The sequence below is a fragment of the Psychrobacillus sp. NEAU-3TGS genome (assembly GCF_029955155.1).
Classification (GTDB): domain Bacteria; phylum Bacillota; class Bacilli; order Bacillales_A; family Planococcaceae; genus Psychrobacillus.
The window spans coordinates 683,620-707,550 of the sequence record NZ_JAPNOZ010000012.1; the positions used below are offsets into that span (position 1 = coordinate 683,620).

At 38.1% G+C, this 23,931-nt stretch carries 25 protein-coding genes and 1 pseudogene; all 26 read right to left on the reverse strand.

The genetic code is table 11. The features are described from left to right. Window positions 1-37: 37 nt before the first annotated feature. The 26 genes and pseudogenes from fliF to OR571_RS19910 all read right to left on the reverse strand — a co-directional run bounded on the left by fliF (window position 38) and on the right by OR571_RS19910 (window position 23,886). The gene (gene fliF / locus OR571_RS19790; RefSeq protein WP_282245394.1) at window positions 38-1,627 is read right to left on the reverse strand and encodes a flagellar basal-body MS-ring/collar protein FliF; all 1,590 of its coding nucleotides are present in this window, start codon (window positions 1,625-1,627) and stop codon (window positions 38-40) included. Window positions 1,628-1,683: 56 nt separating this feature from the next. After that, window positions 1,684-1,989 (reverse strand): flagellar hook-basal body complex protein FliE, encoded by a 306-nt coding sequence (fliE, locus tag OR571_RS19795; protein WP_282245396.1) that lies wholly within the window; start codon window positions 1,987-1,989, stop codon window positions 1,684-1,686. A 23-nt stretch (window positions 1,990-2,012) separates the two neighbouring features. Further along, complete coding sequence (flgC, locus tag OR571_RS19800; protein WP_282245398.1) at window positions 2,013-2,474, reverse strand: flagellar basal body rod protein FlgC; 462 nt, start codon at window positions 2,472-2,474, stop codon at window positions 2,013-2,015. Then, complete coding sequence (gene flgB / locus OR571_RS19805; RefSeq protein WP_282245400.1) at window positions 2,474-2,869, reverse strand: flagellar basal body rod protein FlgB; 396 nt, start codon at window positions 2,867-2,869, stop codon at window positions 2,474-2,476. The genes flgC and flgB overlap by 1 nt, the downstream gene beginning before the upstream one ends. A 639-nt stretch (window positions 2,870-3,508) precedes the next feature. After that, window positions 3,509-4,288, reverse strand: a complete 780-nt coding sequence (gene codY / locus OR571_RS19810; RefSeq protein WP_282245402.1) for a GTP-sensing pleiotropic transcriptional regulator CodY — start codon at window positions 4,286-4,288, stop codon at window positions 3,509-3,511. An 87-nt stretch (window positions 4,289-4,375) separates the two neighbouring features. Continuing rightward, the gene (gene hslU, locus OR571_RS19815; protein WP_282245405.1) at window positions 4,376-5,770 is read right to left on the reverse strand and encodes an ATP-dependent protease ATPase subunit HslU; all 1,395 of its coding nucleotides are present in this window, start codon (window positions 5,768-5,770) and stop codon (window positions 4,376-4,378) included. Then, window positions 5,767-6,315, reverse strand: a complete 549-nt coding sequence (gene hslV / locus OR571_RS19820; RefSeq protein WP_282245408.1) for an ATP-dependent protease subunit HslV — start codon at window positions 6,313-6,315, stop codon at window positions 5,767-5,769. The genes hslU and hslV overlap by 4 nt, the downstream gene beginning before the upstream one ends. A 46-nt stretch (window positions 6,316-6,361) precedes the next feature. After that, window positions 6,362-7,255, reverse strand: a complete 894-nt coding sequence (gene xerC, locus OR571_RS19825; RefSeq protein ID WP_282245410.1) for a tyrosine recombinase XerC — start codon at window positions 7,253-7,255, stop codon at window positions 6,362-6,364. A 72-nt stretch (window positions 7,256-7,327) separates the two neighbouring features. After that, window positions 7,328-8,638, reverse strand: a complete 1,311-nt coding sequence (gene trmFO / locus OR571_RS19830) for an FADH(2)-oxidizing methylenetetrahydrofolate--tRNA-(uracil(54)-C(5))-methyltransferase TrmFO (protein ID WP_282245412.1) — start codon at window positions 8,636-8,638, stop codon at window positions 7,328-7,330. Between the two features lie 18 nt (window positions 8,639-8,656). Then, window positions 8,657-10,732, reverse strand: a complete 2,076-nt coding sequence (topA, locus tag OR571_RS19835) for a type I DNA topoisomerase (RefSeq protein WP_282245414.1) — start codon at window positions 10,730-10,732, stop codon at window positions 8,657-8,659. 122 nt (window positions 10,733-10,854) lie between these two features. Further along, window positions 10,855-11,376: a DNA-processing protein DprA gene (locus OR571_RS22840; protein WP_348775088.1), complete on the reverse strand. Its 522-nt coding sequence runs from the start codon at window positions 11,374-11,376 to the stop codon at window positions 10,855-10,857. Next, entirely contained in the window at window positions 11,310-11,735 is a 426-nt protein-coding gene (locus tag OR571_RS22845; RefSeq protein WP_348775066.1) for a hypothetical protein, read from the reverse strand. The genes OR571_RS22840 and OR571_RS22845 overlap by 67 nt, the downstream gene beginning before the upstream one ends. Window positions 11,736-12,076: 341 nt before the next feature. Continuing rightward, window positions 12,077-12,979: a succinate--CoA ligase subunit alpha gene (gene sucD, locus OR571_RS19845; RefSeq protein ID WP_142537748.1), complete on the reverse strand. Its 903-nt coding sequence runs from the start codon at window positions 12,977-12,979 to the stop codon at window positions 12,077-12,079. A gap of 18 nt (window positions 12,980-12,997) precedes the next feature. After that, window positions 12,998-14,158: an ADP-forming succinate--CoA ligase subunit beta gene (gene sucC / locus OR571_RS19850; protein ID WP_282245419.1), complete on the reverse strand. Its 1,161-nt coding sequence runs from the start codon at window positions 14,156-14,158 to the stop codon at window positions 12,998-13,000. Between the two features lie 130 nt (window positions 14,159-14,288). Continuing rightward, window positions 14,289-14,582, reverse strand: coding sequence for an EscU/YscU/HrcU family type III secretion system export apparatus switch protein (locus OR571_RS19855; protein WP_282245421.1), 294 nt, complete (start codon window positions 14,580-14,582; stop codon window positions 14,289-14,291). Beyond that, window positions 14,579-16,426 (reverse strand): hypothetical protein, encoded by a 1,848-nt coding sequence (locus tag OR571_RS19860; protein ID WP_282245423.1) that lies wholly within the window; start codon window positions 16,424-16,426, stop codon window positions 14,579-14,581. Before OR571_RS19860 ends, OR571_RS19855 begins: the two co-directional genes overlap by 4 nt. A 4-nt stretch (window positions 16,427-16,430) precedes the next feature. Beyond that, window positions 16,431-17,201 (reverse strand): ribonuclease HII, encoded by a 771-nt coding sequence (locus OR571_RS19865; protein WP_282246307.1) that lies wholly within the window; start codon window positions 17,199-17,201, stop codon window positions 16,431-16,433. 848 nt (window positions 17,202-18,049) lie between these two features. Next, a complete protein-coding gene (ylqF, locus tag OR571_RS19870) occupies window positions 18,050-18,901 on the reverse strand; it encodes a ribosome biogenesis GTPase YlqF (RefSeq protein ID WP_282245425.1) in 852 nt (283 codons plus the stop codon). A gap of 16 nt (window positions 18,902-18,917) precedes the next feature. Further along, window positions 18,918-19,478, reverse strand: a complete 561-nt coding sequence (lepB, locus tag OR571_RS19875; protein WP_282245427.1) for a signal peptidase I — start codon at window positions 19,476-19,478, stop codon at window positions 18,918-18,920. A gap of 140 nt (window positions 19,479-19,618) precedes the next feature. Further along, the gene (gene rplS, locus OR571_RS19880; protein ID WP_142537742.1) at window positions 19,619-19,963 is read right to left on the reverse strand and encodes a 50S ribosomal protein L19; all 345 of its coding nucleotides are present in this window, start codon (window positions 19,961-19,963) and stop codon (window positions 19,619-19,621) included. 121 nt (window positions 19,964-20,084) lie between these two features. Further along, a complete protein-coding gene (trmD, locus tag OR571_RS19885; protein ID WP_282246309.1) occupies window positions 20,085-20,819 on the reverse strand; it encodes a tRNA (guanosine(37)-N1)-methyltransferase TrmD in 735 nt (244 codons plus the stop codon). Continuing rightward, a complete protein-coding gene (gene rimM / locus OR571_RS19890; protein ID WP_282245430.1) occupies window positions 20,819-21,334 on the reverse strand; it encodes a ribosome maturation factor RimM in 516 nt (171 codons plus the stop codon). Before rimM ends, trmD begins: the two co-directional genes overlap by 1 nt. A 232-nt stretch (window positions 21,335-21,566) precedes the next feature. Next, complete coding sequence (locus OR571_RS19895; protein WP_282245432.1) at window positions 21,567-21,800, reverse strand: KH domain-containing protein; 234 nt, start codon at window positions 21,798-21,800, stop codon at window positions 21,567-21,569. Between the two features lie 14 nt (window positions 21,801-21,814). After that, window positions 21,815-22,087 (reverse strand): 30S ribosomal protein S16, encoded by a 273-nt coding sequence (gene rpsP / locus OR571_RS19900; protein ID WP_142537740.1) that lies wholly within the window; start codon window positions 22,085-22,087, stop codon window positions 21,815-21,817. 102 nt (window positions 22,088-22,189) lie between these two features. Continuing rightward, window positions 22,190-23,544: pseudogene (ffh, locus tag OR571_RS19905) on the reverse strand (signal recognition particle protein). 12 nt (window positions 23,545-23,556) lie between these two features. After that, entirely contained in the window at window positions 23,557-23,886 is a 330-nt protein-coding gene (locus OR571_RS19910; protein ID WP_229677260.1) for a putative DNA-binding protein, read from the reverse strand. Window positions 23,887-23,931 lie beyond the last annotated feature (45 nt).

Here is a 23,931-nt window from a genome sequence, read left to right on the forward strand (position 1 = left end):
TCCGCCGGAGGCTTTAACTTTATTCAGCAGAATAAAGTTAATCTTCGGCTATCCAAGTACGTAACAATTTCGCGAAATCTTCTGGCTTGTCTTTCGCCATTTTTTCTAGTTGTTTTCGTCTTAAGCTAGCTTCCGTTTCTTTTTCATCATTAATATCATCAATTCTCAATTCTTCTCTTTGCTCTTCAAGTATCACTTGTTCTTCCTCTTCTTTTCTTCTAGAACGAACGAGCAAGATTAATAGGAGAATAATTGCTGCAAGTGAAATTCCACCTATAACGTACACCCACCAAGGAATTTTAGAGGTAGTTTCTGTAGCTGCTACAGATTTACCATTAAATGGTTGAACAGATACTACAATTTTTTCTTCTAGCTGGGCTTCCGTTAATTCTCCTGCTTCTTCTTTATCAATCGAAGTTCGAATAATCGTTGCAAGAATTTGTTCAATATCTCCTTCGACACCAGTAGGCATAGAGGCAGCATCCTCAGGATTAGGCGGTTCCACCATTACTTGAATACCGATATCTCTAATTTTATAAGGACTTTCAACAATTTCTTTTCGAATTCTGTTTACTTCACTATTGATCATGTCTTCGGTTCTTTCGTAGTCACCATTAGCATTAGAGCCTTCTACATAGTTTGTGAAATTATCTGTAGCATCTTCTGCTTGTGGCGTCCCTCCTGCAACCGGATTGTTTCCTGTGAATGTTTCCGAAATACGCTGCGCACTGATTTCAATACCAGCCATATTTTCTTCATCTACAGGTAGTACTAAATTTTCTTCTCTGTTTTCTTGTTGGAAATCGATATCTGTTGTGACAGAAACGACTACTTTGTCTTGGCCCATTAAAGTGCCTAGCATCGTCTGTACTTGTCTTTGTAAGTCGCGCTCAACGGTCTTTTTAATCGTCATTTGATCCGTTACAGTTGTCCCACCTGCGCCACTACCTGCTTGTTTCATATCAAAATACTCTAAATACTGATTTCTGATCGTAATATCTTCTGTAGATAAATTCGGAACGGATTTGGAAACTAAGTTATATAAAGACGTGATTTGTGATTCTGTAAATTGATATCCAGGTTCCGTATTTAATATGATTGCAGCACTTGCAGCTTCATTGCTTTGTGTTAAAAACACACTTTCCTCTGGTAATGTAATCATTACTTGGGCATCTTTGATTCCTTTTACACCTTTTATCAGATTAGCTAGTTCCGTTTGCATAGACGCTAATTTTAATACATTAAATTCATTGTCTGTCATACCAAAACCAGCATTTTGAGAAAAGAAACTATAGTCAATCATTCCTGATTGAGGAAATCCTTCTGCTGCTAGTTGAACTAATAATCCATCTACTTGTTCAGCAGGAACGGAAATCGAAGTTCCACCCGCTGCAATCTGATTTGGCACTCCTTGTGCATCCAATGTTTCTTTTATGCGCCCTATTTCAGCAGGTGAAACGTCGGAATAAAGTGGAACGAATTCTGTTCTTGTTAAAAAGTAGGTAAGTATAGCAGCCATTAAAATAACCCCAATTACACTACCTATCATGATCCCCTTTTGTGTCTTCGTTCGACTTTTCCAAAAGAGGGTTATATCACTTGTCATTTTTTTCATACGCTCATTCATTTGTATCCTCCGGTTATGGTGAATATTTTGCTCGATATTTAGCGATAACCGAGAGTTTATACTGGCATTCGCATGATTTCTTGATACGCTTCAATCACTTTGTTTCGAATTTCTAAAGTTGCGTTCAATGTAATACTTGCTTTTTGTGAAGCAATCATTACATCATGCAATTCTATATTCTCTCCACGGATTAATTTTTCTGTTGCAACATCAGAAGCTTTTTGATTTGCATTTACAGAGTCAATTGCGCTTTTCAAAAAATCGCCAAATTTTTCTTGTGCTTCTGCGGAGCTTATCTTTGAAGTTGTAGAAACAGGATTTATTTGGGAAGGATTAAATAATGAAATAGATTCAATCGCCATATTCGTTCAGACCTTCTTTCTTTTTATTTTCCAATTTCTAATGCTTTTGACAACATTGCTTTGTTCGCATTAAAAACAGTGACATTCGCTTCATATGAGCGGGTGGCTGATATTAAGTCAACCATTTCTTTTAAAGGGTCTACATTAGGCATTTCTACATACCCTTCCTCATTCGCGTCGATATGCGTCGGATCAAATACTAATTTGAGTGGAGTTTCTGTATCTTCGTTGATTTTTGATACTTTTACCCCATGTCCAACACCATCTTTATTTGCCGTCCCCATCGCTACGTTTAAGAAATTCGAAAATTTCCCTTCTTGCGGTTGTAGTGTGACTGTCTTTCTTCTATATGCTTGCCACTCACCATCGACAAATTTCGCCCTTGTGGTGTCAACGTTTGCAATATTAGAAGAAATCACATCCATACGTAGGCGTTGAGCCGTTAAAGCGGAAGCAGTTGTATTCATTCCATGAAAAATCGACATTATCTGCTTCCTCCTTTAATAACTGTTTGGAGCGTGTTCATTTTCCCGCTCACACGGTCTACAAGCGCATTATAGTAAAGCTGATTGGTCGCAAGGTTCGCTTGTTCTTTGTCCATGTCGACTCCATTTCCATTGTTGCTGTATCTAAAATTTTTATAGTCAAACACTCCAGAAGTACTAGTTTCCATGCTAAAATTCATATGCTTCTGTTCTGTTCGATTGGCAGAAATAGTACTTTTTTTGGCTTCTGATAAAAATTCATTAAAGCTCACACTTTTCGCTTTGTAATTCGGTGTGTCAACATTTGCTATATTTTGCGCAATTGTTTTTTGTTTCGCAGCAGAGAAAGCTAATCCTCTTTCCAAATTTGATATTGTTCCGCCAAATATACCCAACTATTTCACCTCATTTTGCTCTTGTATTTTTTTATAATAAGAATCTATGAAAATCATAATAATCTAATTGTAATGAAAACGTTACATTGTGTCTATTCAATTTACGCCGTTTTAATAGGTCATTTGTCCTTTTTTTCGCTAACTTTCGACTTTTTATTGTCGGTTCTTCACAATTGTTAATTTTTGCATAGATTACCTCCAAAAATCAATCAAAAAGTATCATTTTTCACAAAAACTTAACGTTTGATTTAATAGAATAGTCGAAATAATGTATCTTATTGTCTACCCTATTAGAGAATAAAAAAACTAATTATTAAAAAGATAGTTCTTAATACGGAGATGCCGATCGTAGTGAAGTCTCACTATAATGAGAAGAATCTCGTTAAACTAGTATCCAAATAATGGCTAAGAGCAATCAACCAGTCATGGAAAGCAACAAAATTATTAGTGAGAGCAACCAATTTACTCCTGAAAGCAACCATTTCTAAAAATAGCAAGTTTACTTGGATTGAGACACTGATAACTACCCTACAGAATGCTAAACTGTATAAGCTCATTGTATTTTACGAAACTTATAAACCTCCACAAAAAAAGCCTCTCCTACCTATTAAGTAGAAGAGGCTGATTTGTCTTATTTTATTATTTCATTTTTAATTGAGCTAATTCAGCAAGGAATTTATCATTAAGAACTTTGATATAAGTTCCTTTCATTCCTAATGATCTAGATTCGATTACACCAGCACTTTCAAGTTTACGTAGTGCATTTACGATTACAGAACGAGTGATACCTACGCGGTCTGCAATTTTAGAAGCAACTAGTAATCCTTCGTTGCCATCTAGTTCTTCAAAAATATGCTCAATAGCTTCTAATTCGCTATAAGATAATGAATTAATCGCCATTTGAACGACTGCTTTACTACGTGCTTCTTCTTCAATTTCTTCCGATTTTTCACGTAGGATTTCCATACCAACAACAGTAGCGCCATATTCTCCAAGGATTAAATCATCATCATGGAATTCTTGTTTTAAACGACCTAAGATCAATGTCCCTAGACGCTCTCCTCCACCGATGATTGGAACGATCGTTGTTAACCCGTCTTTAAATAGGTCACGATTTTCCTCTGGGAATACAGAATGTTGACTGTATACATCTAAATTTGATGATGTTTCGTTAACAGAAAATAAGTTCTTTGTATAATCTTCAGGGAATTGACGTTCTTCCATCATTTTAATCATGCGCTCATTCTCAATTTGTTGATGTACTTCAAATCCAAGTAATTTACCTTTTCTGCTTACGATGAATGCGTTACATTCAATTACATCACTTAATGTTGCTGCCATTTCTTTAAAGTTAACTGGTTTCCCAGCAGATGCTTGTAGCATCGAGTTAATCTTTCTTGTTTTGTCTAATAAATTCATTTTTGTATCCTCCATTGTAGTTCCATTATTTATTTTAATATTCTAAAGTTTTTCAATTGTTCCGTTGAAAACACCCAGTATTCCATTCTACAGTATAAACTGCGATAAATCTTTATTTTTCACAATATTGTCAAGTTTTTGGTCGATATAAGCTGGTGTTATTTGAATATGGGCTGGTGAAATGTCAGAAGCTTCATAAGAAAGCTCCTCTAAAATTTTCTCCAAAATGGTATGAAGTCTTCTAGCTCCTATATTATCAGTTTCCTGATTTACTTCATAAGCGATTTCACCAATACGTTCAATCGATTCGTCTGAAAACGTAATTGTTACTCCTTCTGTTTGAAGTAATGCCTCGTACTGCTTCACTAAAGAATGTTGAGGCTCTTTTAAGATTCGTACGAAATCATCTTTTGTCAGCTTCTCTAGCTCTACACGAATCGGAAAACGACCTTGCAATTCTGGAATAAGATCCGATGGCTTCGACATATGGAAAGCACCTGCAGCGATGAACAAAATATAATCTGTTTTCACAGCTCCGTATTTAGTCGTCACAGTGGAACCTTCAACAATAGGTAAAATATCTCGTTGAACACCCTCTCTAGAAACATCCACGGAAGAGTTGCTTCCATTTTTACTCGCAATCTTATCCATCTCGTCGATAAAGATTATCCCGGATTGTTCCGTTTTTTCAATTGCAATTTGAGAAATCTCGTCGTTATCAATTAGCTTACCCGCTTCTTCCTGAACTAAAACTTTCCTTGCATCTTTGACTTTCATTTTTCTTTTCTTCTTTTTCTTAGGCATTAAGCTCGAAAACGCATCTTGCATATTCATACCCATGCTTTCCATTCCGCCGCCCTGTAATGCATCAAAAATAGAAGGAGCTGTTTCTGTTACCTCGACTGTTACAATTTCCTCTTCAAGTTTACCGTCTCTTAAATCTTCGGCAATTTGAGAGCGTTTTAAACGTATATCTGTATCTTCTACATCAGAATTTTCATCTTCTGCTTTTCCACCAAAAAGAGCTTCAAATGGATTTTGGTTCCCATTCTTTTTCTTTAAGGAAGGAACTAATAGTTTAACAATTGCATCATTTGCCAAGCGGACTGCTTGATCTTTTACTTCTTCCATCTTTTCTTCTTTTACAATTCGTATAGCTGCTTCAACTAAATCCCTGACCATCGATTCTACGTCTCTTCCGACATATCCGACTTCTGTAAATTTAGTTGCTTCCACTTTTACGAAAGGAGCTTTTGTCAGTTTGGCGATCCTTCTAGCAATTTCTGTTTTCCCTACACCTGTAGGTCCAATCATTAATATGTTTTTAGGAATTACTTCATTTCTCATCTCTTCGCCAAGCAATTGTCTTCTATAACGATTTCTAAGTGCAACTGCCACCGCTTTTTTGGCAGTTTCTTGACCAACAATGTATTTATTTAAATGCTCTGTGATTTGTTTTGGGGTTAAGTTTGTTTCTTTCATTCACCTAATACCTCCACAATAATTTGATGATTCGTAAATACACAAATGTCAGCTGCAGTGGTTAAAGAAGCAACTGCAATTTCTTTTGCAGTCATTTTATCCCCAGCGTACTGTTTTAATGCTCTACCGGCAGCAAGTGCATAATTTCCACCAGATCCAATTGCAAGAATACCATCATCTGGTTCTATAACTTCCCCAGTACCAGACACTAGCAATAGATTTTTACTATCCATCACTAATAGCATTGCCTCTAGTTGTCTTAGCATTTTGTCTCCTCGCCACTGCTTGGCAAGCTCAACAGCTGCTCGTTGAAGGTTCCCATTATACTCCATTAATTTTCCTTCAAACATTTCAAATAGTGTAAATGCATCCGCTACAGATCCAGCAAATCCAGCTACAACCTGACCGTTAAATAATCTTCTTACTTTTTTCGCTGTATGTTTCATTACTACTTGATTGCCTAATGTAACTTGCCCGTCTCCTGCCATTGCATGACTACCGTTATGACTAACCGCAAAAATCGTTGTTGCATGAATACTAGACATTTATCATTACCTCCAATATATCAAATTCACCTTAATATTGTTGCATTTACGCTCGCGGGTGAGCATTCATATACGTTTTTCGTAAATGTTCTTTCGTTACGTGGGTGTATACTTGAGTAGAAGAAAGATGTGCGTGGCCTAATAACTCTTGAACACTTCTTAAATCGGCCCCATTGTTCAATAAATGAGTGGCAAATGTATGGCGCAGCATATGTGGATAAATCGTTGAATGCATGGATGCTTTCTCCATCATTCCATTTAAAATATACCTAACTCCCTCTGCTGTTAAGTGCTCTCCCCTGCTATTAACAAATAAAAAGGAATGAGACGTATGCTTCATCAGTTTGGGCCTACTATTTAACACATAGTCTTCTACAGCAGAAAGCGCAAAGTCTCCTACAGGCACATACCGCTCTTTTCTACCCTTTCCCATTATGCGGACGACCCCGTAACTACTATCTACATGACGTAATTCTATAGATATAAGTTCACTTACCCTTATTCCAGTCGCATATAACAGTTCAAGTATGGCAATATTGCGAACAGATAATGGATCAGAAGCCTTGTTTGCTTCGAATAATTTCTCCATTTCTTCTTCGTAAAAGAAATGGGGCAGCTTTGTTTCTTTCTTCGGATGGTATAACGATTGGAAAGCATCATCTCGAATATTGTACTCTCTATGCAAAAATTTATAGAACGATCTTATAGCGGATATTTTCCGTGAAATGGTGGTTCTTGCCAGCTGCTCTTCATATAATTTCGTCACATACAATCTTGTATGAACATACTCCACAGCATTTAAATTATTTACTCCTTCTATTTCAAGAAATTGGATGAATTGTTTTATATCATTTTCATATTCGCGGATGGTTAGATTGGAATAATTTTTCTCTAATTGGATGTACGCTATAAAAGTATGTAATTTATCAGGTTCAATCATACAAAACAACTCCATTACTTTTCCATAATAAAAGCCTCTAAAAGTATACAACTTTTAAGAGGCTTAAAGCAATTATATTGCAGTATTTTTCATAAAATTTTGAATTGTCGTAAGCGCTCTGTTCGCTAATTGTTCCGTTCTAGCTTTTTTATCTCTTACTTTTGGCTGTAATTCTGGGAACAAGCCAAAGTTTATATTCATAGGTTGGAAGTTTTTCGAGTCCGCCTCCGTAATATATCTAGCCATACTACCGAGCGCTGTTTCGCTTGGGAACACTACTAGTTCTTCCCCTTTTGCAAGTTTCGCAGCATTGATACCAGCGAGTAACCCGCTACCAGCTGACTCTACATATCCTTCTACACCTGTCATTTGACCAGCAAAGAAAATATTTTGATTTGCTTTTAATTGATATGTTGGTTGCAAAACAAATGGCGAATTGATGAACGTATTCCGGTGCATGACACCGTATCGAACGATTTCTACATTTTCAAGACCAGGTATTAACTTAAGTACTTCTTTTTGAGGTCCCCATTTTAAATGCGTTTGGAAGCCGACGATATTATAAAGCGTACCAGCAGCATCATCTTGTCTAAGCTGAACAACCGCATATGGTCGTTTGCCTGTTTTCGGATCTTCTAGACCTACTGGTTTCATCGGCCCGAATAACAATGTTTTACGACCACGCCCTGCCATTACCTCTACTGGCATACAGCCTTCAAAATAAATTTCTTTTTCGAATTCTTTTAAAGGAACTACTTCTGCTGCTACTAATGCATCATAAAAGCGATTGAACTCCTCTTCTGTCATCGGGCAGTTTAAATAGGCTGCCTCCCCTTTATCATAACGAGATTTCAAGTATACTTTGTCCATATCAATGCTGTCTTTTTCCACGATCGGAGCAGCAGCATCGTAGAAGTATAAATATTCTTGCCCTGTCATTTCTTTCACTTTTTCTGCAAGTGCAGGGGAAGTTAAAGGACCGGTTGCTATAACAGTAATACCTTCAGGAATTTCTGTTACTTCCTCATTGACTACCTCGATCAATGGATGATTGCGAATTGCGTCTGTTACTCTTCCAGCAAAATCATGGCGATCAACTGCAAGTGCACCACCAGCTGGTACGCTGCTATTATCAGCAGAATCAATAATAAGTGAATCTAACATACGCATTTCTTCTTTAATAACGCCTACAGCATTCGTTAAATTATTTGCTCTTAGAGAATTAGAGCATACTAGCTCTGCGAATTTATCCGTATGATGGGCTGGTGTTTGTTTAACAGGGCGCATTTCATAAAGACGTACTTTTACGCCTCTTTTTGCAATTTGCCAAGCTGCTTCACTTCCAGCAAGTCCTCCACCAATAACGTTTACAATTTCAGTCATGTTGTATCCTTCTTTCTTTTAACTCTGTGGATCTTCTTTATAATCACAAGAAACACATTGTATTTGTATACCTTTTTTCAATTTCTTCTCTACTAGCATAGCATTACATTTAGGACATGGTCGATTGATTGGCTTGTCCCAAGAAACAAACTCACATGTCGGGTACTGGTTGCAGCCGTAGAATAATCGTTTTGTCTTACTTTTACGTTCAACGATTTGTCCTGTTTCACAGGACGGACATGGCACTCCAATTTCCTTAATAATCGCTTTTGTATTTCTACAATCCGGGAAATTGCTACAAGCCATAAATTTTCCGTAACGTCCTAATTTGTATACCATTGGAGATCCACACTCTTCACAGTCTTCTCCAGTAGGTTCATCTTTAATGACGATCTTTTCCATTTCAGCATCTGCATGCTCTACGTGCTTTGCAAAGTCCTTGTAAAAACCATCGATTACTTCTACCCATTTCACTTGCCCATCTTCTATACTATCTAAATCTTGTTCCATTTGAACGGTAAATTCGATATTTAAAATGTTTGGGAAGAATTCTAGTACAAGCTGATGCACAATTGTTCCAAGCTCGGTAGGCACGAAACGTTTGGTTTCTAATGCAACATATCCTCTTTTTTGAATCGTATCAAGTGTCGGTGCATAAGTGGATGGTCTACCTATACCTAGCTCTTCTAAAGTTTTTACGAGACGTGCTTCCGAATATCGTGGAGGTGGTTGAGTGAAATGCTGTATTGGTTCGATGGATAAGGCACTTACTTTATCCCCAACAACTAGAACAGGTAAGAGTTTGTCTTTGTCGTCTGTTTGATCATCTGAACCTTCTACATACACTTTCATAAAACCAGGGAACTTTATTTGAGAACCATTTGCACGGAATACGGCCTCTCCATTTTTCAAGTCTACCGCAACTGTATCTAAAATAGCAGGTGCCATTTGACTAGCGATGAATCGTTCCCAAATTAGTTTATACAAACGAAATAAGTCTCGAGATAAAATCGCTTTCAACTCATTTGGTGTTCTTAAAACACTTGTGGGACGCACTGCTTCATGGGCATCTTGTGCTTTTTTCGATTGTTTTTCTGCTTTTTTCGGTGCTATGAACTCTGAACCATATTCTTTTGTAATGAATTCCCCAGCATCTGCTTTAGCAGTATCCGAAATTCGCGTAGAGTCTGTTCTCATGTAAGTAATTAAACCAACAGTACCCTCTTTTTTACCAAGGTCAATACCTTCGTATAATTGCTGCGCAAGCATCATCGTTTTTCTAGCTCTAAAGTTTAACTTACGAGCAGCTTCTTGTTGAAGCGATGAAGTTGTAAACGAAGGTGCAGGATTTCTTTTTCGTTCTTTTTTCACAACGTTTGTTACTGTGAACTTTTTGCCTTTCATGACACTTAGAACTTCTTTTACTTCTTGTTCATTTGATAGCTTTACTTTTTCTTTTTCCGTACCATAGTAAAGGGCATCAAATGCCTTTTTATCCTTTTCAAATTGCCCTTCGATCGTCCAGTACTCTTCTGGGACAAAGTTATTTATTTCGTTTTCACGGTCAATAATCAATCGAAGTGCAACGGATTGAACTCGGCCGGCCGAAAGACCTTTTTTCACTTTCTTCCATAGTATAGGACTTATATTGTAACCTACAAGGCGATCCAAGATTCTTCTCGCTTGTTGCGCATCTACTAAATCCATATTAATCGGTCTAGGATGCTTAAAGGATTCTAGAATTGCATCTTTAGTAATTTCGTTAAAAACAACGCGACAGTCTGACTCTATATCAACATTTAAGGAGTTAGCTAAATGCCATGCAATCGCTTCTCCTTCTCTATCGGGGTCAGCTGCGAGATATACTTTCTTCGCTTTTTTTGCTGCTTTTTTTAAATCTTGTAATACAGGACCTTTGCCTCGTATCGTAATATATTTTGGTTCATAGTCATTTTCCACGTCGACTCCCATTTGACTTCTAGGTAAATCGCGGACATGACCGACCGATGCTTTTACTTTATATTTTTTTCCAAGGTATCGCTCAATCGTTTTTGCTTTGGCTGGCGATTCTACTATAACTAAATAATCCGACATAAATGTGCCTCCTTATAGAAGGTAACTCGCTTTATTCTTCAAAACAAATACCTGTTGCAAAATGTATAACAGTTTCATAAATAATGCAAGACTTTTCATTTTTAAATTATTTTATTCGTTTGTTATTTGAGCAATTCTTCGAGTATTTGATGGCCATCCCAAACAGGCTTCGCCCCTTCTAGTATAAGGTGATGAGGGCCTGCGGAAAGGGGAGAAAAGATAGACCCTGGGATCGCAAATATTTCTTTTCCGTTTTCAAGTGCATGTTCCATTGTCGAAACTGTACCACTTTTTTCTTTTGCTTCTGTAATAACGACACCTTGTGACAATCCACTAATAATTCGATTTCTCATAGGGAAATTCCACTTTTTTGGCGTTATATACGGAGGATATTCCGTTACTAACAGCTGATTTTTCGACATTTTATGCGCTAGATTTTCGTTTTGTTTCGGATACACATGAAAAAAGCCAGTGCCTAATACAGCAATTGTATTCCCTCCATATTGCATTGTAATTTCATGTGCTAATGTATCTGCGCCTTTTGCTAGTCCACTAACGATGACAAAATTCTTTTGTATTAACGGAGGTAGAATTTTTTCAATACTACTTTTAGAGTATTCGGATGCCTCTCTTGAACCGATAATTGCAAGTTTCTTATCATTAAAAGCAAATTTATATCACCTTTTATATATAAAACAGCTGGTGGATCATACAAGTTTAATAGATTTGATGGATAATTGGGATTAGTGTAAATAATAGGGGATATAGAATGTTTTTCATATATTTGTAGAAGTGGGATTTCTACATATTTCAAGTACATTTCTCGCAATTTTATTGCTCGATTCTGCGAAATTTTACCTATACTTGCCAGTAAAGAAGGCTTCATAGTTTCTAATTGAGTGAGTTCGGGGTCATACTCAAGCAGAAGTTTTATCTTGTTTAAAGGAACTGGAAATACATAATGCAAAGCTAAAAATCGTTGTATGAATTGTTCATCTTTCATTGCTTCCCTCCTATAAGAAAAGCGCCAGCGCCTATGTCTGCCCGACAGGTAAATGGGGATGGGGTAGGTCTGCAAAGTGCGCCACATCGTGTGGCAAAGCTGACACAACCCGCATCGTGCGGGCCAAGGAGGCAGCTCTTCAGCCACCACAAGCGATTTTGTTTGCGACGAGCTTGCGCAGGAGCAGCTTTTTCACATTTGACCCCGAGGGGCAACGTCTTCTGCGACGAGCTGTGCGCAGGAGCAAGGCGCTAGAGCTAGATCGATACTGAGTAAAAAGTAGATACTTTTTCATTTAAAAAATAGTACGGCAACACCAAAAGATGTGCCGTACTACTATCCTAATGTGTTTTACAAGCGTCGTAAAGACCTGCTTCTTTAATTGCTTCTATTAAAGTATCACCAATAACAGATGGAGTTGCAGCAACTTTCATTCCTGCATCTTTCATCGCTTGGATTTTTCCTTCAGCCGTACCTTGACCACCAGAGATAATTGCTCCAGCATGTCCCATACGTTTACCTTCAGGAGCAGTTTGACCACCAATAAATCCTACTACTGGTTTTTTCATATTAGCTTTAATCCATGCTGCTGCTTCTTCTTCAGCAGTACCACCGATCTCACCAATCATTACTACTGCATACGTTTCTTCATCTTCATTGAATGCAGTTAATGCATCTATAAAGTTTGTTCCGTTTACAGGGTCTCCACCAATACCTACAGCTGTCGTTTGACCGATACCAGCTTGAGTTAATTGATGAACTGCTTCATAAGTAAGTGTACCAGAACGTGATACAACGCCTACATGACCTTTTGTATGAATATATCCTGGCATAATACCAATTTTACATTCATCTGCTGTAATAACACCAGGGCAGTTTGGTCCTACTAAACGAGTTTTCTTTCCTTCCATGTAACGTTTTACGTTAACCATGTCTAGTACTGGAATATGTTCAGTAATACAAATTGTCATATCTAGTTCAGCATCTACTGCTTCCAGAATCGCGTCAGCAGCAAATGGAGCTGGTACATAGATTACTGAAACGTTCGCACCAGTAGCTTTTACAGCGTCTTCTACTGTATTGAAAACTGGAACGCCTTCTACTTCTGTACCACCTTTACCAGGTGTAACCCCGGCAACGATTTTCGTACCGTATTCAAGCATTTGTTTTGTATGGAAAAGAGCAGTTGAGCCCGTAATTCCTTGAACGATTACTTTCGTATCTTTATTAATATATACGCCCACAATATGTCCCTGCCTTTCTTATCCTACAAGATTAACGATTTTTTGAGCACCGTCTGCCATTGAGTCAGCAGCGATAATATTTAAGCCAGATTCATTTAATAATTTTTTACCTAAATCAACATTCGTACCTTCTAAACGTACTACTAACGGTACTGAAAGACCTACTTCTTTCGCAGCAATAATAACACCTTCTGCGATAACGTCACATTTCATAATACCACCGAAGATATTAACGAAAATACCTTTAACGTTTGCATCAGAAAGGATGATCTTAAATGCTTCCGTTACTTTTTCAGCTGTAGCACCGCCCCCAACGTCCAGGAAGTTTGCGGGTGAACCGCCGTAATAGCTAATTGTATCCATTGTAGCCATTGCAAGTCCTGCTCCGTTAACCATACAACCGATGTTTCCATCTAATGAAATATAGCTTAGGTCATATTTAGAAGCTTCGATTTCTTTTGGATCTTCTTCATCAAAGTCGCGCATTTCTAAAATATCGCTATGGCGATATAAAGCATTTGCGTCGAAGTTAAATTTTGCATCTAGCGCTAAAACATTATCATCCGCAGTTACTACTAATGGATTGATCTCAACGATAGAAGCATCTTTTTCTTTATACACTTGGTATAGGCCAAGCATAAATTTAGCTGCTTTATTAACAAGTTTTGCTGGAATGTTCATATTAAAAGCCATGCGACGAGCTTGGAAGCCTGTCAAACCTACAACAGGGTCAATCTCTTCATAGAAAAGCTTTTCTGGTGTATTTGCAGCTACTTCCTCGATGTCCATTCCGCCCTCTTCAGAGCCCATTAATGTTACACGAGAAGTTGCACGGTCTAGTACTAAACCTACATAATACTCCTTCTTAATATCGCTACCTTCTTCGATTAGTAAACGTTTAATTTCTTTACCTTCTGGACCTGTTTGGTGTGTTACTAACACTTTCCCTAAAAGTTCCTTCGCGTATTCACGTACTTCATCTAAACTTTTTGCGATTTTTACTCCGCCTGCTTTACCTCGTCCACCTGCGTGGATTTGAGCTTTAACAACAATAACGCTAGAGCCTAACTCTTTTGCCGCTTTTACTGCCTCTTCAGGTGAAAAAGCAACAATTCCGTTTGAAACTGCTACGCCATATTGTCTGAGGAGTTGTTTCCCTTGATATTCATGGATATTCATCTTGCATCCTCCAATCAAACTTGTGTCAAGTAATTTACTACCTTATTCATTGTATTAAAACCGACACAACTTGTCCACAAAAGTCTAGCATTTATAAAATTATCAAAAATTCAGATTTTAAGTCGAAAAATTAGAGTAGTAGATTATTGCTCCCTTTTTCCTGATCCACCTTATATATAAAAGCGAATACCTCTGCAACCGCTTGATATAACTCTTCCGGAATGGATTGATTGATATCCAGCTGACCAAGAAGTTCTACTAAACTAGCATCTTGCTGGATAGGGACATTATGCTCTTTTGCTTTCGCTAATATATTTTCCGCAATTTTTCCTTTCCCTTTTGCCACTACTGTCGGAACATCTACTACACTAGGTTTATAATTTAATGCAATTGCTTCTTTTCGGATTTGTTTATCTTCTGTCATATTCGTATATCAACTCCTTGCGATTGTTTCGAAGCCACTTTTGACTGGAGCTTTGATGCAAGTTGTTGTTCTTCGAAAGTTTTCATAAATACACCAGATAATGTGTATCCAACGGATGAGAGCCCGTCTTTTAAAGAGGTTTTAAATACATCGGCAAGCTTCTGTAACTGTGCATCGCTGTTAAACACGTTAATTGTGACAATCCTATTTTGTACTTGCATATCTACTACCGTCTCATCCAATGTTTCCAATTTTAAATAAAACATAATCCTCGCAAAATCGGAATCTATTTTGCCATCTTCTTTCATTCGACCATTCCACTCGAGCGTTGCATCCATTTTCTTCCCCAAAAATTCTAATGGGACTTGCATGAGCAGTTGATGCTGAGGGCCATTTTCTCCCGACAAAATTTGCAAACCGTTCATTCGGCCTAGTAACATTTCCGCGCTCTCTTTTAAGGACGCAGTGATTGTGTGATTTTGCAGCAATTCGACTAATTGAGGTTTTAACTGATGCGCTATATTTCTTATTTCTTCGCTGTTAGTTCCTAGTTTTGCTTCATAGCTAAACCCAATTGATTTTAACACTTCTTTCATCGCATGCTCAAAAGCTTTTCCATCCAATTGGTTTAATACGGCTTGCTCAGACTCCATTATCCATTGCGAGCTAAAACTATTTGAGTTACTTTTTATCAGCGTATTTACTTGTTGTAAAATTTGATTAACTGTTTCCATCGTTTGTCGTTTGCTGAGCAGTGTAACTAAATGGTCTTTTGCAGTTAAACCATTTGTATCTTCTCGAAAAATCGCCTGACCGCTTTGTTCCGCAAATACTTTGACAAGCGCATTTTGGATTGGTTGAGCTTCGCTATTATCTTTCATCAGAGATAATACTTGTTCTTTTTGCCCCGCCGTCAATAATGGCTGTGCAGTTATCCAATTACGGAGCTGCTCCATAACTACCCCTTTTTCAGTTGGAGTCGTCTCTACTAATTGAGTCATCCATTGACCCGCTGAATTTGATAAAGAAGGCTGGCTAAGTAAAGGTGTTGGATTCGATAAAGAAGCAACTGCTGGTAAAATTCCCGCTTCTTTTAACGCTTGTAAAATCGGTAATCTCATCGAATTACTTGTTTGCTGATCTTGAAGTATCTCTAATTGCTTTCCGATAATCGCACCTGCTACTGGCATGCGAAAAGGCTCTGCGATTTTCTGCAAGCTTTGCTGCATATCCGTTTTTGCAACCTGTGAAATATTCGTATCTTGTTGTAAGGAGAGTTTAAAGCTTTCGATAGAGGACTGCAACCCACTCGTGGATTTCCCACTTAAAACAGCCTCTAACATGCTTGGGGTGATAGGCAGCTTTAACTCTGTCATTTTTTGAATACCTTCTAGTGCTGCCTTTATCGACGTCCCTGGGGGCAGTTGCTTTAATAGCTGCTCCGCTTGTATTAATATTTCTTTGGAGATAGGTAACTGCTCTTTCAAGAAAAATTGAGTTACCGCTTGCATCTCATTCGTTTTCGTTAAATTCATTGCCTGCATTAACTGGGTTGCTTGTTGGGCTAAAGTATTACCTCCAGTTAATGGACCCGTCACTACTTTTAGCTGTACTTCTGGAGATGCTTTCGATACTTGAAAAAAATGGGCATCTCCTGCTTTTAAAGGTGTTTCTAGCTTTGCAATGATTTTTTGATTGCCTATTTGTACCTCTGCCGTTTGATTGGGATATAGTTTTTTTATCACTCCGTGTACAACTTGCCCTTCTTTCATCGGCATTTGTTTACCAGCTGTAACGGCTTGGGTTGACTGTGCTCCAATAGTTGAAAAAGATGGAGATGTCATATATTCACCTCATTTTTAAAATGGACTTGATCGGTTCAAACGTTTTTCGATGATGCTCAGTGGGCCCGTATTGTTCAATCATCTCCACATGTTCTTTCGTCCCATATCCTGCATGTTTGTTAAACAAATAAAGCGGAAACTTTTCATGTAGCTGATCCATATACTCGTCTCTGGCAGTCTTAGCAAGTATCGATGCCGCTGCAATTGCTAAACTTTGTGCATCTCCCTTTATAATGGAGTGTGTCTCTATATCAATTGGTAGCTTCATAGCGTCAACAAGCACTACAGAGGGACGTTTATGTAAATGGAGGACCGACTCCGTCATCGACTGTTTTGTTGCCTCGTAAATATTTAATTCATCAATTTTATCAACCGATTGAAAATGAATAAAATAACTAATCGCATTGTTTTTTATAATATTTGCTAGTTCATTGCGTTTTGCTCTGGAAAGTTGCTTGGAATCGTTTAAGCCGATCAATTCTTCAGCCTGTGTATTTAATATTACCGCCGCTGTAACTACAGGTCCCGCTAATGGTCCTCTACCTGCTTCGTCTACTCCAGCTACTAAATCATGTTCGTTTACGCAAAAACTACGATCAAATAATATCTTTTCTTCATGCGCTTGTTTTTCTAACAGTAACTTTTGCTGCTTTCTTTTCCAGCTACTAATTAATTTCTGTGCACCTACTCTAGTATCACTTTCTAGCTCCGTAAACCAAGTCTCTGAACCGGTTACATGCTCTAATTTCTCTTTTATCTCTTTCAAACTTAACATTTTCACATCTACTTTCTCTTGCTTACTATTATGTATCGGTTAGTTTATCGTTTAATTAAAAGGTGCTAATCTATTTTCATTTTTTCTATTTATCACATTGTAAGGAAACTGCGTCGTAAAGAGATACGGCAAAGGCAATTGATTTCCGCTCCAGGCGGACGCTTACCGCGGGGCGGGCGGTGAGCCTCCTCGTCGCACACTCCTGCGGGGTCTCACCTGTCCCGCTGATCCCGCAGGTGTCGCCGCCTTGCGCTTCAATCAAGAGAACTTGCTGACTAATCCATAATCAAAGGCAAAAAGCTATTTAATTTATTTACAACTGTCAAGCAGTTTCTTACTTTAGAATCATTATATGTACAGTATAAATTATAGGAAAGGTTTCTATTAGCCATTCAAGCAATGGCAGCTCCCAATAATTGATAAAAATGGCTAGATAGTATATCTTATTCCATTAATCAAAGGTTTTCACCCATAGAAAATGCAACATAGTACTAAATTTAGTGTCTCATTATGGAGTAAATAGCAAACTCTACTGGATTGTAGCGAAAGGGTGGCGACTCCAGCGGGAAAAGCACGAGCTGAAAGCCCCGCAGGAAAGACATTGGTCGAACTTTGTTTGACCAATGTCTTTGCGACGAGTAACCGCAGGAGCATTTGTTTTCGGAGCGACGAGGAGATTGAAGCCGTGCCCGCGGAAATCGTCCACCCTGTAGCGAAAATCACGACGGACACCCAATGAAGCCTTACCGCACAGTTTCCCTAAACTGTGCTTATATCATAAATTTTATTTCGTCCCCAAAAACAAGAAAACCCTTTTTACCATATGGCAAGAAGGGCATATTTTCACATTAATATTCTTCTACAAAATCGAAAGTCAATCGACCAAGATGGAGACTGCGAACATCACGAACAATTAACTCTGCTACTTGATCGTAATCTATTTCTCCGCCACCTGCGTAACATCTCCGCAGTTTTCCTATGTGGTCGAACGTTTCGACTAAATCTTCGCTAACCTCTGATAGCTGATATCGTTCTTCCATACGCTTTGGATAATGCTCCTGTAGGAAACGAAGTCCGTAAACAGCTAGATCTTCCATGTTGATGACCGCATCTTTTATGGCACCTGTGAGCGCTAGCTTATATCCAACTTCTTGATCCTCAAACTTAGGCCAAAGAATACCTGGTGTATCGAGTAATTCAATTTCTCTTTCCACTTTGATCCATTGTTGTTTTTTCGTTACGCCTGGTGTATTACCTGTTCTAGCAATATTTTTCTTAGCAAATCGGTTAATAAGTGTCGATTTCCCTACGTTCGGAATTCCGACAATCATCGCTCTAATTGCCCGAGGTTTAATGCCACGCTCTTTCATACGATCCCATTTCGGCTTTAAAAGCTCTTTAGCGGCTTTGAAAACTGTTTGGAGTCCTTTTCCCTCTAAAGAGTTTATCGCGACAGCAGGGTGCCCTTTTGACTCAAAATAAGCTATCCATTTTTTTGTTTGCGCTTCATCTGCCATGTCCATTTTGTTAAGGATAAGCAATCTTGTTTTTTGATGAACTACTTCATCAATCATCGGATTTCTTGAAGACAACGGTAAACGTGCATCTATTAATTCAAAAATGATATCCACTAGTTTTAAGTTTTCCGTTACTTCTCTTCTCGCCTTGGCCATATGACCAGGAAACCATTGAATCGTCATTTTTGTACCACCTTCTTTACTTCACAAAACCAATATCATCCATAGGCCAAAATACAAAATTTGTACTTCCGATTACCTCGTCTGTCTTAACGAGACCAATATGTCGGCTATCCTTACTATACAAACGATTATCTCCCATTACGAATATGTATCCTTCGGGGATTTTATTTTCTTGTGTAATATCTTCCAAAGTGAAGTCACCAGTTAACGTTCCTTCAGTAAGTTCGCTTTTATATTCCTCTAAATATGGTTCTGGTAATTCTTTTCCATTGATAAATAATTGATCATTTTTAAATTCTACATGATCACCTGGTAAACCAATAACTCGTTTAATATAATTCTTTTGTTCTGGTGCATGAAATACTACTATATCGTAACGATCTGGTCCGCCAACCATATATCCAATTTTGTTAACAACCATACGATCGCCATTTTTTAAAGTAGGCATCATCGATTCTCCGTCTACCACAATTGGTGTAAATAAAAAGAAACGAATTATTGCTGCGAGTCCAAAAGCTATCAAAAGAGCTTTCGACCATTCCCATAATTCATTCTTTTCTTTTTTTACTTGTTCCATCAATTTGCCTCCTTTATTCACTCTCTATATTGTACAAGGAAAATTAGTTTCAAGCAAAAAGAATGACATCATTTCTTTTAAAAAGCAAAAATGTTGTAGCAAAAGTGGCATCACCTTCACTACAACATTTACTTTTACTATTAGCGACGTTCTTTAATACGAGCTGCTTTACCGCGTAGTTCACGTAAGTAGTACAATTTAGCACGACGAACTTTACCACGACGAACAACTTCTAAGTTTGCAATTTTTGGTGTGTGTACAGGGAATGTACGTTCAACACCAACGCCAGAAGAAATTTTACGAACTGTGAAAGTTTCGCTGATTCCGCCTCCACGACGTTTAATTACAACACCTTCGTACATTTGAATACGTTCACGAGTTCCCTCTACTACCTTAACGTGTACACGAACTGTGTCACCAGGACGGAAAGTTGGAAGATCTGTACGTAATTGTTCTTTAGTGATTTCTGCAATAATGTTTTGCATCATTTTCTCTCCTTCTCTAGAATGCTCTTACACACATTAACTGTTGCAGCGGAACACCCAAAATCAGTACTTCACATAAAAGTACATAATAGAATATATCATAACTAGTTGTTACATGCAATTATAATTTGCTTTTTAATTCATTAATTAATTGTTTTTCTTTATCACTTAATTCAACCTGGTCTAACAAATCAGGTCGTCTTTCCACCGTTCGTTTCAGCGACTGTTCTCTTCTCCATTTATCAATGGCCGCATGATTACCTGACAATAAAACATCCGGCACTTTATAGCCGCGATATTCTACCGGACGAGTATAATGCGGATGCTCTAATAGTCCAGTCGAAAAAGAATCTTGTTCATGTGAGGCAGCTTTTCCAAGTACATTTGGTAATAGTCTTACAACACTATCCACCACAGTCATTGCAGCCAGCTCTCCACCGGTAAGCACAAAGTCTCCAATGGAAATCTCATCTGTCACTAAATGCTCTCGTATGCGCTCATCATAGCCTTCGTAATGACCACAAATGAAGATAAGTTCCTCTTCTTTTGCAAGTTCTTCTGCTTTTTTCTGCGTAAATCGCTCGCCTTGAGGGCAAAGAAGAATAATACGACGTTTATGCTCCGAATGCTGAACAAGCGACTCTACTGCATTAAAAATGGGTTCTGGCTTCAACACCATCCCGGCTCCTCCACCGTATGGATAATCATCTACTTGGTGATGTTTATTCCCAGCAAACTCTCGAAAATTAACTACATTTATCGCAACTTCTTCTTTTTCCTGCGCTTTTTTCAAAATAGAGGAATTAAAAACCCCCGTAAACATTTCCGGAAAAAGCGAAAGAATATGAATGTTCATCATGATAATAAACCATCCAACACGTCAATCGTAATTTTCTTATTTGCAATATCGACCGATTTCACAACATCCTCGATATACGGAATATAATGGGTTTTCCCTTTTACGGGTTGAACTGCCCAAACGTCATTAGCACCGGTTTGAATGATTTCTGTAACTGTTCCGATTGCCTCACCTTCCAATGATTCAACCGAGCAGCCAATAATCTCATGGTAATAAAATTCATTCTCTTCTAAATCCGAAAGATACTTCTCCGATACTTTCAATACAGCATCTCTAAAAGCTTCTACATCTTTTAATAATGTATATCCTTCAAATGTCAATAAATCAAAGTTTTTGTGCTTACGATGACTAGCCACTTTGACGATAATCGGTTTAGATCTATCCGCTTTATAAAGTCCAAGCTCGCTTCCTACTTCATAACGTTCATCTGCAAAGTCAGTAGTTGAAATAACACGAACTTCTCCCCAAATACCATGCGTGTTGACAATTTTACCAACATTAAACCATTCCATCTATCATTACCTCCTATCATAAAAGCGCAAGTGCCTATGTCTGCCCCGACAGGCAAATGGGGATGGGGTAGGTCTGCAAAGTCCGCCACATCGTGTGGCAAAGCAGACATAACCCGCATCGTGCGGGCCAAGGAGACAGCTCCTCAGCCACCACAGCTTTTTCACATTTGACCCCGAGGGGCAAGGCGCTAGAGCTGGATCTATCAAAAAAGGAAGAACAAAGTGTTCTCCCTTAATCTTGAATGTCGACATATGTTTTTTTCTTTTGGTGACTGCCTGCTGCTGAGTAAACAATAGTGCGAATGGCTTTTGCTACTCGCCCTTGTTTGCCAATTACTTTCCCCATATCTTCAGGATGAACAGAAAGTTTATAAACTATACGGTTTACATTTTCCTCTTCTTCAACTTGAACTTTATCAGGATAATCAACTAATGGTTTAACGATTGTTTCGATCAGCTGCTTCACATTGTCCCCTCCGATTATTTGCCGATTTTTGCGTTATGGAATTTTTCCATAATTCCTTGTTCTGAGAACAAGTTACGTACTGTATCAGATGGTTTCGCACCGTCTTGAAGCCATTTTAACGCTAATTCTTCGTTAATTTTAACTTCAGCTGGTTTTGTAAGTGGGTTGTAAGTACCTACTGTTTCAATTTGACGACCATCACGTGGTGAGCGAGAGTCTGCTACTACAATACGATAGAAAGGAGATTTTTTTGCTCCCATACGTTTTAAACGAATTTTAACTGCCATTTTTATTGCACCTCCGAATAGTTTCACACAAGATAGTATATTATCAAGCTTTTATTTGTTTGTAAAGTGTTTTTTCTTAACACCTTATTTTTTCTAGAAATTTCACTTAAAAAGTGAGTCTAAACCAGGCATTCTCATCTTTTTCTTTCCTTTTTGTTGCATGTTCGTCATTTGTTTCATCATTTTTTCATGTCTTCAAATTGCTTCAATAATCTGTTTACGTCTTGAATCGATGTTCCAGATCCTTTGGCAATTCGTTTTTTTCTTGGACCGTTGATAATTTCAGGGGTTGTTTTTTCTTTTGCAGTCATCGAGTAAATAATGGCTTCTACACGATCCATTTGCTTTTCATCGACTTTTGCATTTTCCAACCCTTTAATCTTACCTGCCCCTGGAAGCATCTTCAAAATTTCATCCAATGGTCCCATTTGTTTAACTTGGCTAAGTTGCTCCAAAAAGTCATCAAATGTAAAAGACTGTGTACGGAATTTTTCTTCTAATTCCTTCGCTTTTTCTTCGTCTACATTTGCTTGTGCTTTTTCGATTAGAGACATCATATCTCCCATACCTAAAATACGAGAAGCCATACGCTCTGGGTGGAAAGCTTCTAAAGCATCCATCTTTTCGCCCATCCCGACAAATTTAATAGGCTTTTGCGTTACAGAACGAATAGATAAAGCCGCCCCACCACGAGTGTCCCCGTCTAGTTTCGTTAAGAGAACACCTGTGATACCTAGAGTTTCGTTAAAATTATTCGCAACATTGACCGCATCTTGCCCCGTCATCGCATCGACAACCAAGAAGATTTCGTCTGGTTCTTTAATGGCACGAATGTCTTTTAGCTCCTGCATAAGTGTTTCGTCAATATGAAGTCGACCTGCTGTATCGATCATTACAACATCATGATGCTCTTCTTTTGCATGTTCAAGTGCCTGTTTGACAATTTCAACAGGTGAAACATCTGTCCCTAATGCAAAGACCGGTAAAGATAACTGCTTTCCGAGCGTTTCTAGCTGTTTTATTGCCGCAGGGCGATAAATATCTGCGGCAACAAGTAAAGGCTTTTTGTTGTATTTTTTGCGCAATACGTTTGCTAACTTCCCGGTAGTAGTCGTTTTACCTGCACCTTGAAGCCCAACCATCATAATGACAGTCGGAGGTCTCGTTGCAAAAGAAATCTGACTTTGCTCCCCACCCATTAACTCCGTTAATTCATCTTTAACGATTTTAATGACATGCTGGCCAGGAGTTAAACTTTTCATCACTTCTTGACCAACTGCTCGTTCGGATACATTTTTGACGAATTCTTTCACGACTTTCAAGTTAACATCCGCTTCAATTAACGCACGTCTTACATCTTTCATCATTTCTTTTACATCTGCTTCAGAAATTTTTCCTTTACCTTTGATTTTCTGAAGCGTCCCTTGGAGTCGCTCAGCTAATCCTTCAAATGCCATGCACGCCGCCTCCTAATCCCATTCTTTTAATTGATTAATGAGTTGAATCAGTGTTTCTTCAGATGATTGATCTTTTACTACTAGCAATAGCTCATCAATCGTTTCTTGTCGTTTTTCAAATTTCGTAAACAGATTAAGCTTCTCTTCATATTCTTCTAGCATTGCCTCTGTTCGCCGAATATTATCATAAACTGCTTGTCTCGAAATATCATATTCTTCTGCTATTTCTCCAAGTGATAAATCATCTAAATAATAAAGCTGCATATAGCTTCTTTGTTTATCGGTTAATAGAGCTTGATAGAAATCGAATAAAAAATTCATACGAGTTGTTTTTTCAATCATTTCCATCTCTCCTATTCAATTGTCATTCTCTAGTTTAGTAACTGC

Coding starts and splice junctions, on each gene's coding strand:
- fliF (WP_282245394.1), bottom strand. CDS start 1,627: ATGAATGAGCGTATGAAAAAAATGACAAGTGATATAACCCTCTTTTGG.
- fliE (WP_282245396.1), bottom strand. CDS start 1,989: ATGGCGATTGAATCTATTTCATTATTTAATCCTTCCCAAATAAATCCT.
- flgC (WP_282245398.1), bottom strand. CDS start 2,474: ATGTCGATTTTTCATGGAATGAATACAACTGCTTCCGCTTTAACGGCT.
- codY (WP_282245402.1), bottom strand. CDS start 4,288: ATGAATTTATTAGACAAAACAAGAAAGATTAACTCGATGCTACAAGCA.
- hslU (WP_282245405.1), bottom strand. CDS start 5,770: ATGAAAGAAACAAACTTAACCCCAAAACAAATCACAGAGCATTTAAAT.
- hslV (WP_282245408.1), bottom strand. CDS start 6,315: ATGTCTAGTATTCATGCAACAACGATTTTTGCGGTTAGTCATAACGGT.
- xerC (WP_282245410.1), bottom strand. CDS start 7,255: ATGATTGAACCTGATAAATTACATACTTTTATAGCGTACATCCAATTA.
- trmFO (WP_282245412.1), bottom strand. CDS start 8,638: ATGACTGAAATTGTAAACGTTATTGGTGGAGGACTTGCTGGAAGTGAA.
- topA (WP_282245414.1), bottom strand. CDS start 10,732: ATGTCGGATTATTTAGTTATAGTAGAATCGCCAGCCAAAGCAAAAACG.
- OR571_RS22845 (WP_348775066.1), bottom strand. CDS start 11,735: ATGAAAGATGAACAATTCATACAACGATTTTTAGCTTTGCATTATGTA.
- sucC (WP_282245419.1), bottom strand. CDS start 14,158: ATGAATATCCATGAATATCAAGGGAAACAACTCCTCAGACAATATGGC.
- OR571_RS19855 (WP_282245421.1), bottom strand. CDS start 14,582: ATGACAGAAGATAAACAAATCCGAAAAGAAGCAATTGCATTAAATTAT.
- OR571_RS19860 (WP_282245423.1), bottom strand. CDS start 16,426: ATGACATCTCCATCTTTTTCAACTATTGGAGCACAGTCAACCCAAGCC.
- OR571_RS19865 (WP_282246307.1), bottom strand. CDS start 17,201: ATGTTAAGTTTGAAAGAGATAAAAGAGAAATTAGAGCATGTAACCGGT.
- ylqF (WP_282245425.1), bottom strand. CDS start 18,901: ATGACGATTCAATGGTTTCCTGGTCATATGGCCAAGGCGAGAAGAGAA.
- lepB (WP_282245427.1), bottom strand. CDS start 19,478: ATGGAACAAGTAAAAAAAGAAAAGAATGAATTATGGGAATGGTCGAAA.
- rplS (WP_142537742.1), bottom strand. CDS start 19,963: ATGCAAAACATTATTGCAGAAATCACTAAAGAACAATTACGTACAGAT.
- trmD (WP_282246309.1), bottom strand. CDS start 20,819: ATGAACATTCATATTCTTTCGCTTTTTCCGGAAATGTTTACGGGGGTT.
- rimM (WP_282245430.1), bottom strand. CDS start 21,334: ATGGAATGGTTTAATGTTGGTAAAATTGTCAACACGCATGGTATTTGG.
- rpsP (WP_142537740.1), bottom strand. CDS start 22,087: ATGGCAGTTAAAATTCGTTTAAAACGTATGGGAGCAAAAAAATCTCCT.
- OR571_RS19910 (WP_229677260.1), bottom strand. CDS start 23,886: ATGATTGAAAAAACAACTCGTATGAATTTTTTATTCGATTTCTATCAA.